Origin of the sequence: Pseudomonas sp. IT-P44 (assembly GCF_949768225.1) — a bacterium.
Classification (GTDB): Bacteria; Pseudomonadota; Gammaproteobacteria; order Pseudomonadales; family Pseudomonadaceae; genus Aquipseudomonas; species Aquipseudomonas migulae.
Genome location: NZ_CATKQM010000068.1, coordinates 93,194 through 107,058, shown reverse-complemented (window position 1 = coordinate 107,058; position 13,865 = coordinate 93,194). Strand labels below are relative to the sequence as shown.

The following is a 13,865-nucleotide window of genomic DNA, read 5'->3' as shown; positions in this document are numbered from 1 at the left end:
GGATGTTGTTCGACAATCGAACACCCCTCGAGCACTGAGCACAGCACTGCTGGTTTTCCCAGCGCCCGTGCGTCCATTCGATTACAGGTTCGCTCCGACAAAAAATCCACTGCCTGGATGTGTTCGGAGAGCCCGTGATGACGATAAAACCAAAAAACATAACGAACCTGAGTGACTCGGCCCAAGTCGATCAACAATCGGTTCAACCGTTTACCCGCTCGCAAAAAATCTACGTTCAGGGCTCCCGCCCGGACATCCTCGTGCCGATGCGCGAAATCAGCCTTGATGTGACCCCGACCGACTTCGGCGGTGAGATCAACGCGCCGGTTGTCGTGTACGACACCTCGGGTCCGTACACCGACCCCAACGTGATCATCGACGTGCGCAAAGGCCTGGCCGATGTGCGTTCGCCATGGATCGAAGCCCGTGGCGACACCGAGCGTCTGCCCGGCCTCAGCTCGAACTTCGGCAAGGAACGCCTCGCCGATCCGGAGCTGACCAAGCTGCGATTCGCTCACGTGAACAACCCGCGCCGCGCCAAGGCCGGTGGCAACGTCACGCAAATGCACTACGCGCGTCAGGGCATCATCACGCCCGAGATGGAATTCGTCGCCATCCGCGAAAACATGAAGCTTGAAGTCGCCCGTGCCGCTGGCCTGCTGGATCAGCAACACGCCGGCCACAGCTTCGGCGCCAGCGTGCCGAAAATCATCACCCCCGAATTCGTTCGTGAAGAGATCGCTCGCGGTCGCGCGATCATCCCGGCCAACATCAACCACACCGAACTGGAACCGATGATCATCGGCCGTAACTTCCTGGTGAAGATCAACGGCAACATCGGCAACAGCGCACTGGGTTCGTCCATCGAAGAAGAAGTGGCGAAACTGACCTGGGGCATTCGCTGGGGCGCGGACAACATCATGGACTTGTCCACCGGCAAGCACATTCATGAAACCCGCGAGTGGATCATCCGCAACTCGCCAGTGCCGATCGGCACCGTGCCGATTTATCAGGCGCTGGAAAAAGTCGGCGGCGCTGCCGAAGACCTGACCTGGGAGCTGTTCCGCGACACGCTGATCGAACAGGCCGAGCAGGGCGTCGATTACTTCACCATCCACGCCGGCGTGCTGCTGCGCTACGTGCCGCTGACCGCCAAACGTGTGACCGGCATCGTTTCCCGTGGCGGTTCGATCATGGCCAAGTGGTGCCTGGCGCACCACAAAGAAAACTTCGCTTACACGCATTTCGAAGAGATCTGCGAAATCATGAAGGCCTACGACGTCAGCTTCTCGCTGGGCGACGGCCTGCGTCCGGGCTCGATTGCCGACGCCAACGACGCCGCGCAATTCGGTGAACTGGAAACCCTCGGCGAGCTGACCAAGATCGCGTGGAAGCACGACGTGCAAACCATGATCGAAGGCCCGGGCCACGTGCCGATGCAGTTGATCAAAGAGAACATGGACAAGCAACTCGAGTGCTGCGACGAGGCGCCGTTCTACACCCTCGGCCCGCTGACCACCGACATCGCGCCAGGCTACGACCACATCACCTCGGGTATCGGTGCGGCAATGATCGGCTGGTTCGGTTGCGCGATGCTCTGCTACGTGACGCCGAAGGAACACTTGGGCCTGCCAAACAAGGATGACGTGAAGACCGGGATCATCACTTACAAGATCGCCGCACATGCCGCCGATCTGGCGAAGGGACACCCGGGCGCGCAGATTCGCGACAATGCCTTGAGCAAGGCGCGATTCGAATTCCGTTGGGAAGACCAGTTCAACCTGGGCCTCGATCCGGACACCGCACGTTCGTATCACGATGAGACGTTGCCGAAGGATTCGGCCAAGGTCGCGCATTTCTGTTCGATGTGCGGGCCGAAATTCTGCTCGATGAAAATCACCCAGGAAGTCCGCGAATACGCGGCCAACCAGCGCATCGAGACCGTCGACGCCGAAGTCGCCCGGGGATTGGCGGAACAGGCAGAGCGGTTCAAGCAGGAAGGCAGTCAGCTGTACAAGAAGGTTTGATTTGACCCGCAGCGTCAGTGCTTCTTGACTGGCGCATACCCTGTAGGAGCGAGGCTTGCCCGCGAAGGCGTTTTACCTGACACACCGCCTTCGCGGGCAAGCCTCGCTCCTACAGGTGCAGTTCAACACAACAACAAATGTTCCTCTGAGATAACACCCTTGAGCATTCAACCCAGCACTTATTCACCCGACATCGCGGTGCCGACCGACAAACGTGTCTTCGGCGGTCGTGATCTGTTTTCCCTGTGGTTCTCCCTCGGCATCGGCCTGATGGTCTTGCAGACCGGCGCATTGCTCGCACCAGGTCTTGGCCTGTCCGGTTCGCTGCTGGCGATCTTCCTCGGTACGCTGGTCGGCGTTCTGCTGCTGGCCGCTGTCGGCGTGATCGGCAGTGACACCGGCCTGTCGTCGATGGCCGCGCTCAAACTCAGCCTCGGTGCGAAAGGCGCGAGCCTGCCAGCGGTGCTGAACCTGCTGCAACTGATCGGTTGGGGCTCGTTCGAAATCATCGTCATGCGCGACGCTGCCAGCCTGCTCGGCGCGCGTGCGTTCAGCGAAGGCAGTCTGTTCTCCAGTCCGCTGCTCTGGACGTTGTTCTTCGGTGCCTTGGCGACCTTGCTGGCCGTCAGCGGTCCGTTGACCTTTGTGCGCCAGATCCTGCGCAAATGGGGCATCTGGCTGCTGCTGGCCGCGTGCATCTGGCTGACCTGGAACCTGTTCGCCAAAGCCGATCTGGCGGCGTTGTGGGCGCAGGCCGGTGACGGTTCGATGCCGTTCGCCGTGGGCTTCGACATTGCCATCGCGATGCCGCTGTCGTGGCTGCCGCTGATCGCCGACTACTCGCGTTTCGGCAAGCGTGCGAAAAACGTGTTCGGCGGGACGGCGATTGGCTTCTTTATCGGTAATTTCTGGCTGATGAGCCTGGGCGTGGCTTACACCCTGGCGTTCGCGCCGAGCGGTGAAGTGAATGCCTTGCTGTTGGCGCTGGCCGGTGCCGGCCTGGGGATTCCGCTGCTGCTGATTCTGCTGGATGAATCGGAAAACGCCTTTGCCGACATTCACTCGGCGGCCGTTTCCAGCGGGTTTTTGCTGCGCTTGAAAGTCGAACACCTGGCGTTGGCCATCGGTGTGGTCTGCACCCTGATCGCCTTGCTGGCGCCATTGGCCCAATACCAGAACTTCCTGCTGTTGATCGGTTCGGTGTTTGCGCCGCTGTTCGGCGTGGTGCTGGTGGATCACTTCATCCTGCGCAAGCGCTCGGCTCAAGTGGCGTCAGCCGCATTGCGCTGGCCGGCGCTGCTCGCCTGGCTGGGCGGGGTCAGCACCTATCACTTGCTGGCCAATCTGTATCCGGACATCGGCGCAACCCTGCCGTCGTTGATTCTGGCAGGGTTGCTGCAACTCGTGCTGGGTCGGGCCTTCAGTTACGGCCGGGAAACAGCTCGGGCTTGATGATTCCGTTCAGGCGAGGGTAGGGGATCTTCAGTTCGACGTGGCCCAGCGCGTAAGGCGCGATGGTGCTCACGTCGTACTTGAGGATCACCCCGCCGTAGGTCAGCGCGATGTTCTGGGTTTTCTGGAACGGCCAGCTCTTCACGAACTCCGGTTCCTGATCGAGCTTGGTGCTGATCAACCAGCTGTTGTGCGCGACCTGCGCCGCTTTCCAGAATGCCTCTTCCTGACCTGGCACCAACATGTCGGACAAGGTCAGCACTTTATGCTGCTGGCGCGAATAGTTGATGAAGCTGCGGCCCGGCGTGCCATGTGCACCGCCGGTGTCCAGGTAGCTGGAAAATTCGACAATCACCAAGCCGTCATGCTGCTCACGTACTTTGGCTTGCAAGTAGCTGCTGTAGCGCGGGCCGGCGGTGCGCAAAAACTCATCGCGATAGGCCGCCAGCGTCGGTGCCACCGGGGCATCGGGCGAGGTGCGGGTCATTTGCAGCAGACGTTTTTCGACAATGCCGTCCAACTGCGGCTCGGCGGGAAAGCGCAGCGTATCGATGTTCACCAGTGGGCATTCAGGTGTCGTGCAACCCGGTTTCAGCTGTTCGGAAGCATCGCGGGTAGTCTCCAGCGGCGCCCGGTAGTTGGGCTGGAACAGGCTTTGGCAAGCGCCCAGGGTCAGGGCGATTGCGGCCACGGAGGCGATTTTAAAAAGCGACATGGGCGTCCTTCGTAAAACAGGGAAAGGCAAAAAGTTATCCGCTTCGACTCTCAACGAAGCAGTCAGTTCGCCACTAAGCTAATTAGAGTTGGTTTCGCCCTCACCGTCTATCCCGCTGACTGGAAAGGGGCTGCATCAAACGGCGCGGGCGCGTTAGGATGGCGCGAAGTCGAGGTTGCAAGTAACCAAAAGGAGCCTCGGATCGGACTAGCAGTAAACGAGGATTGTCATGACTGATTTTGCCAACGCCATTCCGACCGCCGTTGATATCGTTCGGCGCGAAAAGTGCTACGAGGGCTTTTACAAGCTCGATCGCGTGCACTTGCGCCACGAGTTGTTCGCCGGTGGCATGAGCCGCGAAATCAATCGTGAAGTGTTTGTTCGCCACGATGCGGTCTGCGTGTTGCCCTACGATCCGCAGCGCGATGAAGTGGTGTTGATCGAGCAGTTTCGCGTCGGCGCCATGGGCAAGACCGACAATCCCTGGCTGATTGAACTGGTCGCTGGTCTGATCGACAAGGATGAAGTGCCGGAAGAAGTTGCTCACCGCGAAGCGCAGGAGGAAGCTGGGCTTGTATTCGGGGCGCTCTGGCCGATGACCAAGTATTTTCCATCGCCGGGTGGCAGCAATGAATTCGTGCATTTGTTCCTGGGGCGTTGCGAGACAACCGGGGTCGGCGGCCTGCATGGGCTGGAGGAAGAAGCTGAAGATATCCGCGTCACGGTCTGGGCGTTCGAGGATGCCCTGCAAGCCGTACGCGACGGACGAATTGCCAACGCGGCCAGCATCATTGCCTTGCAATGGTTAGCTTTGAACCGCGTTGAAGTGAGGGGGTTATGGTCGTAAACAAGTTGCGCGATCGCTACCGGGTGGACCTCGTGGGGCTGCAAGCCTCTTGCGAGGCCAACTACGCGCGCCTGATGCGACTGCTGCCGGACATGCGCAACGAGCCGGCGGCGCGGCGCATTGCCGTGACCCACGGCGAGCAGATGCTCGGCGTGCTGGCCCTTGAAGTGCTGCAGGTCTGTCCATACACCACGACCCTGCAAGTGCGTCAGGAACACAGCCTGCCGTGGCTGCCGGTGCCACAACTGGAAGTGCAGGTCTATCACGACGCCTGCATGGCCGAAGTGGTCAGCGCCGAACATGCGCGACGCTTTCGTGGGATCTATCCTTACCCGAATGCCTCGATGCACCAGCCGGACGAAAAGGCCCAGCTGAACATGTTCCTGGGTGAATGGCTGAGCCATTGCCTGGCGTGTGGGCACGAATACGCCGTTGTGCGTTGAGCTCGCTAGATGTGAACTGCGTCAGCTTCTCGGATTTCCTCTTTCGTTCGTCCCCCAGCATAATCGCGGCATTCCACTTATCCCGTGTTTAGCCCAGGGAGAACGCCTTGCCGAGCGTATCCACTTTGACCCCCGCCGATTCGGCGTTGCTGGTGCAACTGTCCGACAGCCATCTGTTTGCCGAAGCGGACGGCACGTTGCTGGGCATGAATACGCGCGACAGCCTGCAAAAGGTCATCGAGCTGGTCAGGCAGCAACAGCCGCAGATCGATCTGATCATTGCCAGCGGCGATCTTTCCCAGGACGGGACGCTGGAGTCGTATCAGCAGTTTCGCGACCTGACCCGGCAACTCGATGCGCCGGCGCGCTGGATTCCCGGCAATCACGACGAACCGCAGATCATGGCCGCAGCCGCCGTGCACAGCGCGCTGCTGGAACCAGTGGTGGATGTCGGCAACTGGCGCGTCACGTTGCTCGACTCGGCGGTGCCGGGGTCGGTGCCCGGGTATTTGCAGGATGAACAATTGCAGTTGCTGGCGCGCTCGCTGAGCGAGGCACCGGAGCGCCATCATCTGGTGTGCTTCCACCATCATCCGGTGTCGATCGGGTGTGCGTGGATGGAGCCGATCGGGTTGCGCAATCCCGAAGCACTGTTCGCCGTGCTGGACCGGTTCCCGCAAGTACGTGCCGTGCTTTGGGGGCACGTGCATCAGGAAATCGATCAAGTGCGTAACGGCGTACGCCTGATTGCATCGCCATCAACCTGTATTCAGTTCGAGCCGGGCAGTGAGGATTTCAAGGTTGGCGAGCAGGCGCCAGGGTATCGGTGGTTGCGGCTGTTGCCCGATGGTCGGCTCGAAACCGGCGTAGAGCGCGTGACCGGGTTCGACTTTCAGGTCGACTACGGTTCCAACGGCTACTAGCGTCATTCCGGGAGACCGAGTCGCGCCCTTCGCGAGCAAGCCCGCTCCCACAGGAGTTCTGCAGCGTACACAGAATTTGCGAACACCCTGAATCCAGTGTGGGAGCGGGCTTGCTCGCGAAGGCGGCGGCACAGGCGCGAACATTTTCACGGCTATCCCCGATTCCCCCGACACCCTGTAAACTCCGCCTTCTTTACCCGACGCACAGGGAGTTCAAATGTCCGGTTCGATCCTTTATATCCACGGTTTCAACAGTGCGCCTTCGTCAAAAAAGGCCACTCAGTTGATCGAAGTGATGGAGCGTCTGGGCTTGAGCGATCAACTGCGCGTTCCGGCCCTGCATCACCATCCGCGCGAGGCCATCGGTCAGCTCGAACAGGCAATTTCGGAGCTTGGCCGGCCACTGCTGGTCGGCAGCTCACTCGGCGGCTACTATGCGACTCACCTGGCCGAGCGCCATGGCTTGAAAGCCCTGTTGATCAACCCCGCCGTCAGTCCGCACCGGATGTTCGACGGGTATCTGGGGACGCAGAAAAACCTGTATACCGATGAGGCCTGGGAATTGACCCACGACCATGTGACGGCCCTGGCCGAGCTGGAAGTGCCGGCGCCCCAGGACCCGCAGCGGTATCAGGTGTGGTTGCAGACGGGCGACGAAACGCTGGATTATCGCCTCGCCCAGCAGTATTACCGGGCCTGTGCCTTGCGCATTCAGGCCGGCGGCGACCATAGTTTCCAGGGTTTTGCCGGGCAATTGCCGGCAATGCTGAGTTTTGCCGGCATCGGCGCAGATTTGTATCAGGCGATTGATTTCACTGCACTGTGAGTCATCGCCTCTATTTAATAGAACATTTGACGACGAGACCCCATGGCCACTCCCAGCGCTAGCTCTTATAACGCAGACGCCATCGAAGTCCTCTCGGGCCTCGACCCGGTGCGCAAACGCCCCGGCATGTACACCGACACCAGTCGGCCGAACCACCTCGCCCAGGAAGTCATCGACAACAGCGTCGACGAAGCCTTGGCCGGGCATGCGACGTCGGTGCAGGTCATCCTGCACGCCGATCACTCCCTGGAAGTCAGCGATGACGGCCGTGGCATGCCGGTGGACATTCACCCGGAAGAGGGTGTGTCGGGCGTCGAACTGATCCTCACCAAGCTTCATGCGGGCGGCAAGTTTTCCAACAAGAACTACCAGTTCTCCGGCGGTTTGCACGGGGTGGGTATTTCGGTGGTCAACGCCTTGTCGACCGAAGTCCGGGTGCGCGTGAAGCGCGACGGCAACGAATACCAGATGACCTTCGCCGACGGTTACAAGAAGACCGAGCTGGAAGTGGTCGGCACCGTTGGCAAGCGCAACACCGGCACCAGCGTGTTCTTCGCGCCAGACCCGAAGTACTTCGACTCACCGAAATTCTCCATCAGCCGCCTCAAGCACGTGCTCAAGGCCAAGGCCGTTCTGTGCCCGGGGCTGCTGGTCAGTTTTGAAGACAAGGCCACCGGCGAGAAAGTCGAATGGCATTACGAAGACGGCCTGCGCTCCTACCTGGTGGACGCGGTCAGCGAATTCGAGCGCCTGCCGGACGAGCCGTTCTGCGGCAGCCTGGCCGGTAACAAAGAAGCGGTCGACTGGGCGCTGCTGTGGTTGCCGGAAGGTGGCGACAGCGTGCAGGAAAGCTACGTCAACCTGATCCCGACGGCCCAGGGCGGTACGCACGTCAACGGTTTGCGTCAGGGCCTGCTCGATGCCATGCGCGAGTTCTGCGAATTCCGCAGCCTGCTGCCACGCGGCGTGAAGCTGGCGCCGGAAGACGTCTGGGAACGCATCGCCTTCGTCCTGTCGATGAAAATGCAGGAGCCGCAATTCTCCGGCCAGACCAAAGAGCGTCTGTCGTCCCGCGAAGCGGCGGCGTTCGTGTCCGGCGTGGTCAAGGACGCGTTCAGCCTGTGGCTCAACGCTCACCCGGAAACCGGCATGCTCCTGGCGGAGCTGGCGATCAACAACGCCGGCCGTCGTCTGAAGGCCAGCAAGAAGGTCGAGCGCAAGCGCATCACCCAAGGCCCGGCACTGCCAGGCAAGCTCGCCGACTGCGCCGGGCAGGACCCGATGCGTTCCGAGCTGTTCCTGGTGGAAGGTGACTCCGCCGGTGGTTCCGCCAAGCAAGCGCGGGACAAAGAGTTTCAAGCGATCCTGCCGTTGCGCGGCAAGATCCTGAACACCTGGGAAGTCGACGGCAGTGAAGTACTGGCCAGCCAGGAAGTGCACAACATCGCCGTGGCCATCGGTGTCGATCCGGGCGCGGCGGACATGAGCCAACTGCGTTACGGCAAGATCTGCATCCTCGCCGACGCCGACTCCGACGGTCTGCACATCGCCACGCTGCTGTGCGCGCTGTTCGTCCAGCACTTCCGCCCGTTGGTGGATGCCGGTCACGTCTACGTCGCGATGCCGCCGCTGTACCGAATCGATTTGGGCAAAGAAATTTACTACGCCCTCGACGAAGCTGAGCGTGACGGCATTCTCGATCGTCTGGTGGCCGAGAAGAAACGCGGCAAACCACAGGTCACCCGATTCAAAGGTCTGGGTGAAATGAACCCGCCGCAACTGCGCGAAACCACCATGGACCCGAACACCCGGCGTCTGGTGCAGCTGACCCTGGAAGATTTCGAAGCGACTTCGGAAATGATGGACATGTTGCTGGCGAAGAAACGCGCCGGTGATCGTAAATCCTGGCTGGAATCCAAAGGCAACCTGGCCGAGGTTCTTGGCTGATGCGGGTTGGCTTTGCCCTGGCGTGTGCGTTACTTCTGACCTCGGCTTCGGCGTTTGCCGAGCCGGCACCAGAGTTGCGCCTGTTGTCCGAGCATCCCGTGGAGGGCATGCGCGGCGGCAACCTGTCGGGGCTGGCCCAGTGTGGCAAGAATCTGTGGGCGGTTTCCGATCGCGACGACGATCAGATCTACCGGCTCGAAACCGGCGACACGGTCTGGCAGGCTGAAACCGTGCGCATCGGTGTACCGCCGGTGCCGGACAGCGATTTGCCGTGGGGTTTGCGTTCGCGAACCTGGGTGGCGTCGTTCGCGCGCGGCGGGGACCTGGATTTCGAAGGCATCACCTGCGACAGCGCCGGCAATCGCTACATCGTCAGCGAGTCCCATGCGGCGATTCTGCAAGTGCCGCCCGTTGGGCCGACGTCCTGGCTGAAGATTTCGCCGATGCTGGTTCGCGAGGCGCGGGCCAGCGGCATGTTGTTGCACTTCAATGCATTGTTCGAGGGCCTGGCGATCAATCCGGAGGGCGACCAGTTATGGTTGGCCGCCGAGCGTGAGCGCCGAGGTCTGCTGTTGATCAAGCGCCAGCAAACGGTCTGGGATTGCGACGGCGGCTGCGTGCTGCTGAGCGAAGCCGGGATGGAAATGCAGCCGGCGAAATTTCCCAAGGCCAGAGCCGTGTCGCGGGATTTCGCCGATCTGTCGTTGTTCAACGGCAAGCTGTTCACCCTTGAGCGCAACGCGTTCGAGATTTGTCGCCGGGACGCGGTGACGGCCAAAGTCGAGCGTTGCTGGTCGTTTGCCGACGAGGCATTGCAGGAGAACCGTCGTTATCCACAGGGCTATGGCCTGACGGAAGCGCTGATCGTCGACGCCGATGGCGCCTGGGTCGGCATTGATAACAACGACGGTGCCCGTGCTGATGGCGAGTATCGCCCGGTCGTCTGGCGCTTTGCCGCGCCGGAAGGTGGCTGGAGTGCCAAGCCATGACGCCGCAAACACCAGGCAAACGCGCCGGTCGGGTGTTCATGGTGCTGGCCTGGTGCGCAGCGCTATTTCTGGCGACACGGTTTTTCGGCCAATGGGAGGAGCGCCAGCAAAACCCCAACGTCGTCGTCAGCTCGGAACAGGGCGAAGGTTTTATCGAAGTGAAACTGGCCAGCAACACCCAGGGGCACTTTGTCGCCAGCGGCCAGATCAACGGTCAGTCGGTGGATTTCATGCTGGATACCGGGGCGACCGATGTGGCGATCCCGGCAGAAATGGCCGAACGGCTGAAACTTGAACAAGGCTTCGGGGTGACCCTGAGCACCGCCAACGGTCGTACCGAGGGTTATCGAACCCGTGTCGACCGGCTGCAACTGGGCGACATTGTGCTGCGTGATGTGCGCGCCATCGTCGTGCCAGGCCTGGATGGCAAGCAAGTGCTGCTCGGTATGAGCGCGCTGAACAAACTTGAATTTACCCAGCGCGGTGGCACCATGCTGCTGCGCCAGACAACGAACCGATGAGGCCCGCATGAGCGACTCCCTTGATCTCAGCCTGGACGGTGTAGAACGCCGGTCACTGGCTGACTTCACCGAAAATGCCTACCTCAACTACTCCATGTACGTGATCATGGACCGTGCCTTGCCGCATATCGGCGACGGCCTGAAACCGGTACAGCGCCGCATCGTCTACGCGATGAGCGAGTTGGGGCTGGACGCCGATTCCAAGCACAAGAAGTCGGCGCGTACCGTCGGTGACGTGCTCGGTAAATTCCACCCGCACGGCGATTCGGCCTGTTACGAAGCCATGGTCCTGATGGCCCAGCCGTTCAGCTACCGCTACACGCTGGTCGACGGTCAGGGTAACTGGGGTGCGCCGGATGATCCCAAGTCCTTCGCCGCCATGCGATACACCGAAGCGCGGTTGTCGCGTTATTCCGAAGTGCTGCTCAGCGAACTGGGCCAGGGCACTGCGGACTGGGGGCCGAACTTCGACGGTACACTCGACGAGCCGTTGGTGTTGCCGGCACGTTTGCCGAACATCCTGCTCAACGGCACCACCGGCATTGCCGTGGGCATGGCCACCGACGTTCCGCCGCACAACCTGCGCGAAGTCGCGACCGCCTGCGTGCGTTTGCTCGATGAGCCAAAAGCCACGGTCGAACAGCTCTGCGAACACATTCAGGGCCCGGATTACCCGACCGAAGCGGAAATCATCACCCCGCGCGCCGACCTGCTGAAAATGTACGAAACCGGCAAGGGCTCGGTGCGCATGCGCGCCGTGTACCACATCGAAGACGGCGACATCATCGTCACCGCGCTGCCGCATCAGGTGTCTGGCGCCAAGGTGCTGGAGCAGATCGCGGCGATGATGCAGGCCAAACCGTCCAAGGCCCCGCAGATCGCTGACCTGCGCGACGAATCCGACCACGAAAACCCGTGCCGGATCGTGATCATTCCCGGCGCACGGAAAAACTTCGACCACGACGCGCTGATGCAGCACCTGTTCGCCAGCACCGAGCTGGAGTCGAGCTACCGGGTCAACATCAACATCATCGGCCTGGATGGCAAGCCGCAGCTGAAGAACCTGCGTGCGTTGCTGGTGGAATGGCTGGAGTTCCGCGTTCAAACCGTGCGTCGTCGCTTGCAGTTCCGCCTCGACAAGGTTGAGCGTCGCCTGCACCTGTTGGACGGTTTGTTGATTGCCTACCTCAACCTGGATGAAGTGATTCACATCATCCGCACCGAGGAGCATCCGAAAGCCGCCCTGATCGCGCGTTTCGCCCTGAGCGAAATCCAGGCCGAGTACATTCTGGACACCCGTTTGCGTCAGTTGGCGCGACTGGAAGAAATGAAGCTGCGCTCCGAGCAGGATGAACTGCTCAAGGAGCAAGCCAAGCTGCAAGCCCTGCTGGGCAGCGAAGCCAAGCTGAAAAAGCTGGTGCGTACCGAGCTGATCAAGGACGCCGAAACCTACGGCGATGACCGTCGTTCGCCAATCGTCGAGCGCGCCGAGGCCAAGGCCTTGACCGAACACGATCTGCTGCCGAACGAGAAAGTGTCCGTAGTGCTGTCGGAAAAAGGCTGGGTCCGCTCCGCCAAAGGGCACGAAATTGACGCCACCGGGCTTTCCTACAAGGCCGGGGACGGTTTCAAGGCCTTGGCGGCCGGGCGTTCCAACCAGTTTGCTGTGTTTATCGACTCCACCGGTCGCAGCTATTCGGTAGCCTCGCACACCTTGCCTTCGGCCCGTGGCCAGGGCGAACCGTTGACCGGTCGTCTGACACCGCCGCCAGGCGCGACGTTCGAATGCGTGCTGATGCCGGAAGACGATTCGCTGTACGTGATCGCCTCCGATGCCGGTTACGGTTTCGTGGTCAAGGGCGAGGACTTCCAGGCCAAGAACAAGGCGGGCAAGGCGCTGTTGAGCTTGCCGAACAACTCGAAAGTGATTTTGCCGCGTCCAGTGGCGGATCGTGAGAACAACTGGCTGGCGTCGGTGACCACCGAAGGTCGCTTGCTGATCTTCAAAATCAGCGATCTGCCACAATTAGGTAAGGGCAAAGGCAACAAGATCATCGGGATTTCCGGTGAGCGTGTGGCCAGTCGCGAAGAATATGTCACGGACATTGCTGTGCTGCCGGATGGAGCCACCTTGGTGCTGCAGGCCGGAAAGCGTACTTTGTCACTGAAAGCGGACGACCTCGAACACTACAAAGGTGAGCGTGGACGTCGTGGTAACAAACTTCCACGGGGCTTCCAGAGGGTAGATGCGCTGCTCGTCGAAAACCTCAATTAACCGCGCTAGAGCGCTCGATCTACGATTTAACGCGTAGATCGACGCTTTGCCGCTGGAGTCGGAACGCATATTCACGGATGATATGGCCTTTCCAAGCGCCGGCGTGGCCGAGCGTTCTTCATATTTATTGAGTATTTTCACTGTGGTGTGCCTTGTGGCAACCACCTGGATGGGACGATGACTGCTCTGCGCCTTCCTTTTATTTTGATGCTCGCTGGCGTTCTTGGCCTGGCGGGTTGCAGCGTTCACCAACCGGTGTCGCTGTATCAGCTGGACAGCGGAAGTCCGGCTCAGCCTGCGCAAAGCGCGGGCATGGCGGTATTGCTCGGCCCGGTAACGGTTGCCGATTACCTGCAGCGTGAAACGCTGTTGCAGCGTCAGCCGGATGGCAGCCTTCAGGCCTCGACCGATGGTCGTTGGGCCGGCAGCCTTTCTTCCGACATCGATCAACTGTTGCTGCGTCAGGTAGCGGGTCATCTGGACAGTCAGCGTGTGGTGCTGGCGCCGGCGAGCGTGGGCTTCACGCCGGATGTTCAGGTACTGCTGACCATCACGCGCCTGGACTCGGGCGAGTCGCAACCGGCGATCCTCGATGCTCAATGGCGTTTGATCGACCGTCGCGGGCAAGTTCGCGATAACCGCATCGTTCATCTGCAAGAACAGCACGCGGGCGGTACAGCGGCGCAGGTTCAGGCTCAGGGTGTGTTGTTGCAGAAGCTCGCCGAACAGCTGTCGATCGCGCTCAAGCCATTGGCCAATCAGCCACCGATTGCAGAAGCGCCAAAAAAACCGGCGGCCAAGCCTGTGGCTCCGGCGACAGAGCAAGAGAAACAGCCGAAGATCCCGATGGCTGCGCCGATCCGTACGGATATGGAAGTGTTCAGGTTCTAAGGCCTGGAT

12 protein-coding genes are annotated in these 13,865 nt (G+C 60.8%); 11 read left to right on the top strand and 1 reads right to left on the bottom strand.

Annotation, left to right across the window (positions count from 1 at the left end):
• Nucleotides 1-137 precede the first annotated feature (137 nt).
• Both thiC and cytX read left to right on the top strand, forming a co-directional pair.
• Complete coding sequence (thiC, locus tag ACM6IO_RS26030; RefSeq protein ID WP_192418108.1) at nucleotides 138-2,027, top strand: phosphomethylpyrimidine synthase ThiC; 1,890 nt, start codon at nucleotides 138-140, stop codon at nucleotides 2,025-2,027.
• Nucleotides 2,028-2,186: 159 nt separating this feature from the next.
• A complete protein-coding gene (gene cytX / locus ACM6IO_RS26025) occupies nucleotides 2,187-3,479 on the top strand; it encodes a putative hydroxymethylpyrimidine transporter CytX (RefSeq protein WP_223435518.1) in 1,293 nt (430 codons plus the stop codon).
• On the opposite strand, the gene ACM6IO_RS26020 is transcribed toward cytX, so the two are convergent.
• Nucleotides 3,448-4,194 carry an RsiV family protein gene (locus ACM6IO_RS26020; protein ID WP_008027898.1) on the bottom strand — a complete coding sequence of 249 codons (747 nt, stop codon included), beginning with the start codon at nucleotides 4,192-4,194 and terminating at the stop codon, nucleotides 3,448-3,450. The two genes, cytX and ACM6IO_RS26020, sit on opposite strands and share 32 nt — an antisense overlap.
• Before the next feature lie 229 nt (nucleotides 4,195-4,423).
• On the opposite strand from ACM6IO_RS26020, the gene ACM6IO_RS26015 reads away from it, so the two are divergent.
• From ACM6IO_RS26015 to ACM6IO_RS25975, 9 genes are all read left to right on the top strand, one after another.
• A complete protein-coding gene (locus ACM6IO_RS26015) occupies nucleotides 4,424-5,041 on the top strand; it encodes an NUDIX domain-containing protein (protein WP_414912494.1) in 618 nt (205 codons plus the stop codon).
• Entirely contained in the window at nucleotides 5,032-5,484 is a 453-nt protein-coding gene (locus ACM6IO_RS26010) for a DUF1249 domain-containing protein (protein ID WP_008027902.1), read from the top strand. The genes ACM6IO_RS26015 and ACM6IO_RS26010 overlap by 10 nt, the downstream gene beginning before the upstream one ends.
• Before the next feature lie 107 nt (nucleotides 5,485-5,591).
• Nucleotides 5,592-6,407 (top strand): 3',5'-cyclic-AMP phosphodiesterase, encoded by an 816-nt coding sequence (gene cpdA, locus ACM6IO_RS26005; protein ID WP_192226913.1) that lies wholly within the window; start codon nucleotides 5,592-5,594, stop codon nucleotides 6,405-6,407.
• A 217-nt stretch (nucleotides 6,408-6,624) separates the two neighbouring features.
• Entirely contained in the window at nucleotides 6,625-7,233 is a 609-nt protein-coding gene (locus tag ACM6IO_RS26000) for a YqiA/YcfP family alpha/beta fold hydrolase (RefSeq protein ID WP_226298476.1), read from the top strand.
• A gap of 42 nt (nucleotides 7,234-7,275) precedes the next feature.
• Nucleotides 7,276-9,180, top strand: coding sequence for a DNA topoisomerase IV subunit B (gene parE, locus ACM6IO_RS25995; protein ID WP_008027908.1), 1,905 nt, complete (start codon nucleotides 7,276-7,278; stop codon nucleotides 9,178-9,180).
• Nucleotides 9,180-10,169 carry an esterase-like activity of phytase family protein gene (locus ACM6IO_RS25990; RefSeq protein WP_008027910.1) on the top strand — a complete coding sequence of 330 codons (990 nt, stop codon included), beginning with the start codon at nucleotides 9,180-9,182 and terminating at the stop codon, nucleotides 10,167-10,169. The genes parE and ACM6IO_RS25990 overlap by 1 nt, the downstream gene beginning before the upstream one ends.
• Entirely contained in the window at nucleotides 10,166-10,690 is a 525-nt protein-coding gene (locus ACM6IO_RS25985) for a TIGR02281 family clan AA aspartic protease (RefSeq protein ID WP_008027912.1), read from the top strand. Before ACM6IO_RS25990 ends, ACM6IO_RS25985 begins: the two co-directional genes overlap by 4 nt.
• A 7-nt stretch (nucleotides 10,691-10,697) precedes the next feature.
• Nucleotides 10,698-12,965, top strand: coding sequence for a DNA topoisomerase IV subunit A (gene parC / locus ACM6IO_RS25980; RefSeq protein WP_008027914.1), 2,268 nt, complete (start codon nucleotides 10,698-10,700; stop codon nucleotides 12,963-12,965).
• A gap of 177 nt (nucleotides 12,966-13,142) precedes the next feature.
• Entirely contained in the window at nucleotides 13,143-13,856 is a 714-nt protein-coding gene (locus ACM6IO_RS25975) for a membrane integrity-associated transporter subunit PqiC (RefSeq protein WP_008027916.1), read from the top strand.
• The last annotated feature ends 9 nt before the right edge of the window (nucleotides 13,857-13,865 follow it).

Coding starts and splice junctions, on each gene's coding strand:
- ACM6IO_RS26020 (WP_008027898.1), bottom strand. CDS start 4,194: ATGTCGCTTTTTAAAATCGCCTCCGTGGCCGCAATCGCCCTGACCCTG.
- ACM6IO_RS25990 (WP_008027910.1), top strand. CDS start 9,180: ATGCGGGTTGGCTTTGCCCTGGCGTGTGCGTTACTTCTGACCTCGGCT.
- ACM6IO_RS26015 (WP_414912494.1), top strand. CDS start 4,424: ATGACTGATTTTGCCAACGCCATTCCGACCGCCGTTGATATCGTTCGG.
- ACM6IO_RS25985 (WP_008027912.1), top strand. CDS start 10,166: ATGACGCCGCAAACACCAGGCAAACGCGCCGGTCGGGTGTTCATGGTG.
- ACM6IO_RS26000 (WP_226298476.1), top strand. CDS start 6,625: ATGTCCGGTTCGATCCTTTATATCCACGGTTTCAACAGTGCGCCTTCG.
- parC (WP_008027914.1), top strand. CDS start 10,698: ATGAGCGACTCCCTTGATCTCAGCCTGGACGGTGTAGAACGCCGGTCA.
- parE (WP_008027908.1), top strand. CDS start 7,276: ATGGCCACTCCCAGCGCTAGCTCTTATAACGCAGACGCCATCGAAGTC.
- ACM6IO_RS25975 (WP_008027916.1), top strand. CDS start 13,143: ATGACTGCTCTGCGCCTTCCTTTTATTTTGATGCTCGCTGGCGTTCTT.
- ACM6IO_RS26010 (WP_008027902.1), top strand. CDS start 5,032: ATGGTCGTAAACAAGTTGCGCGATCGCTACCGGGTGGACCTCGTGGGG.
- thiC (WP_192418108.1), top strand. CDS start 138: ATGACGATAAAACCAAAAAACATAACGAACCTGAGTGACTCGGCCCAA.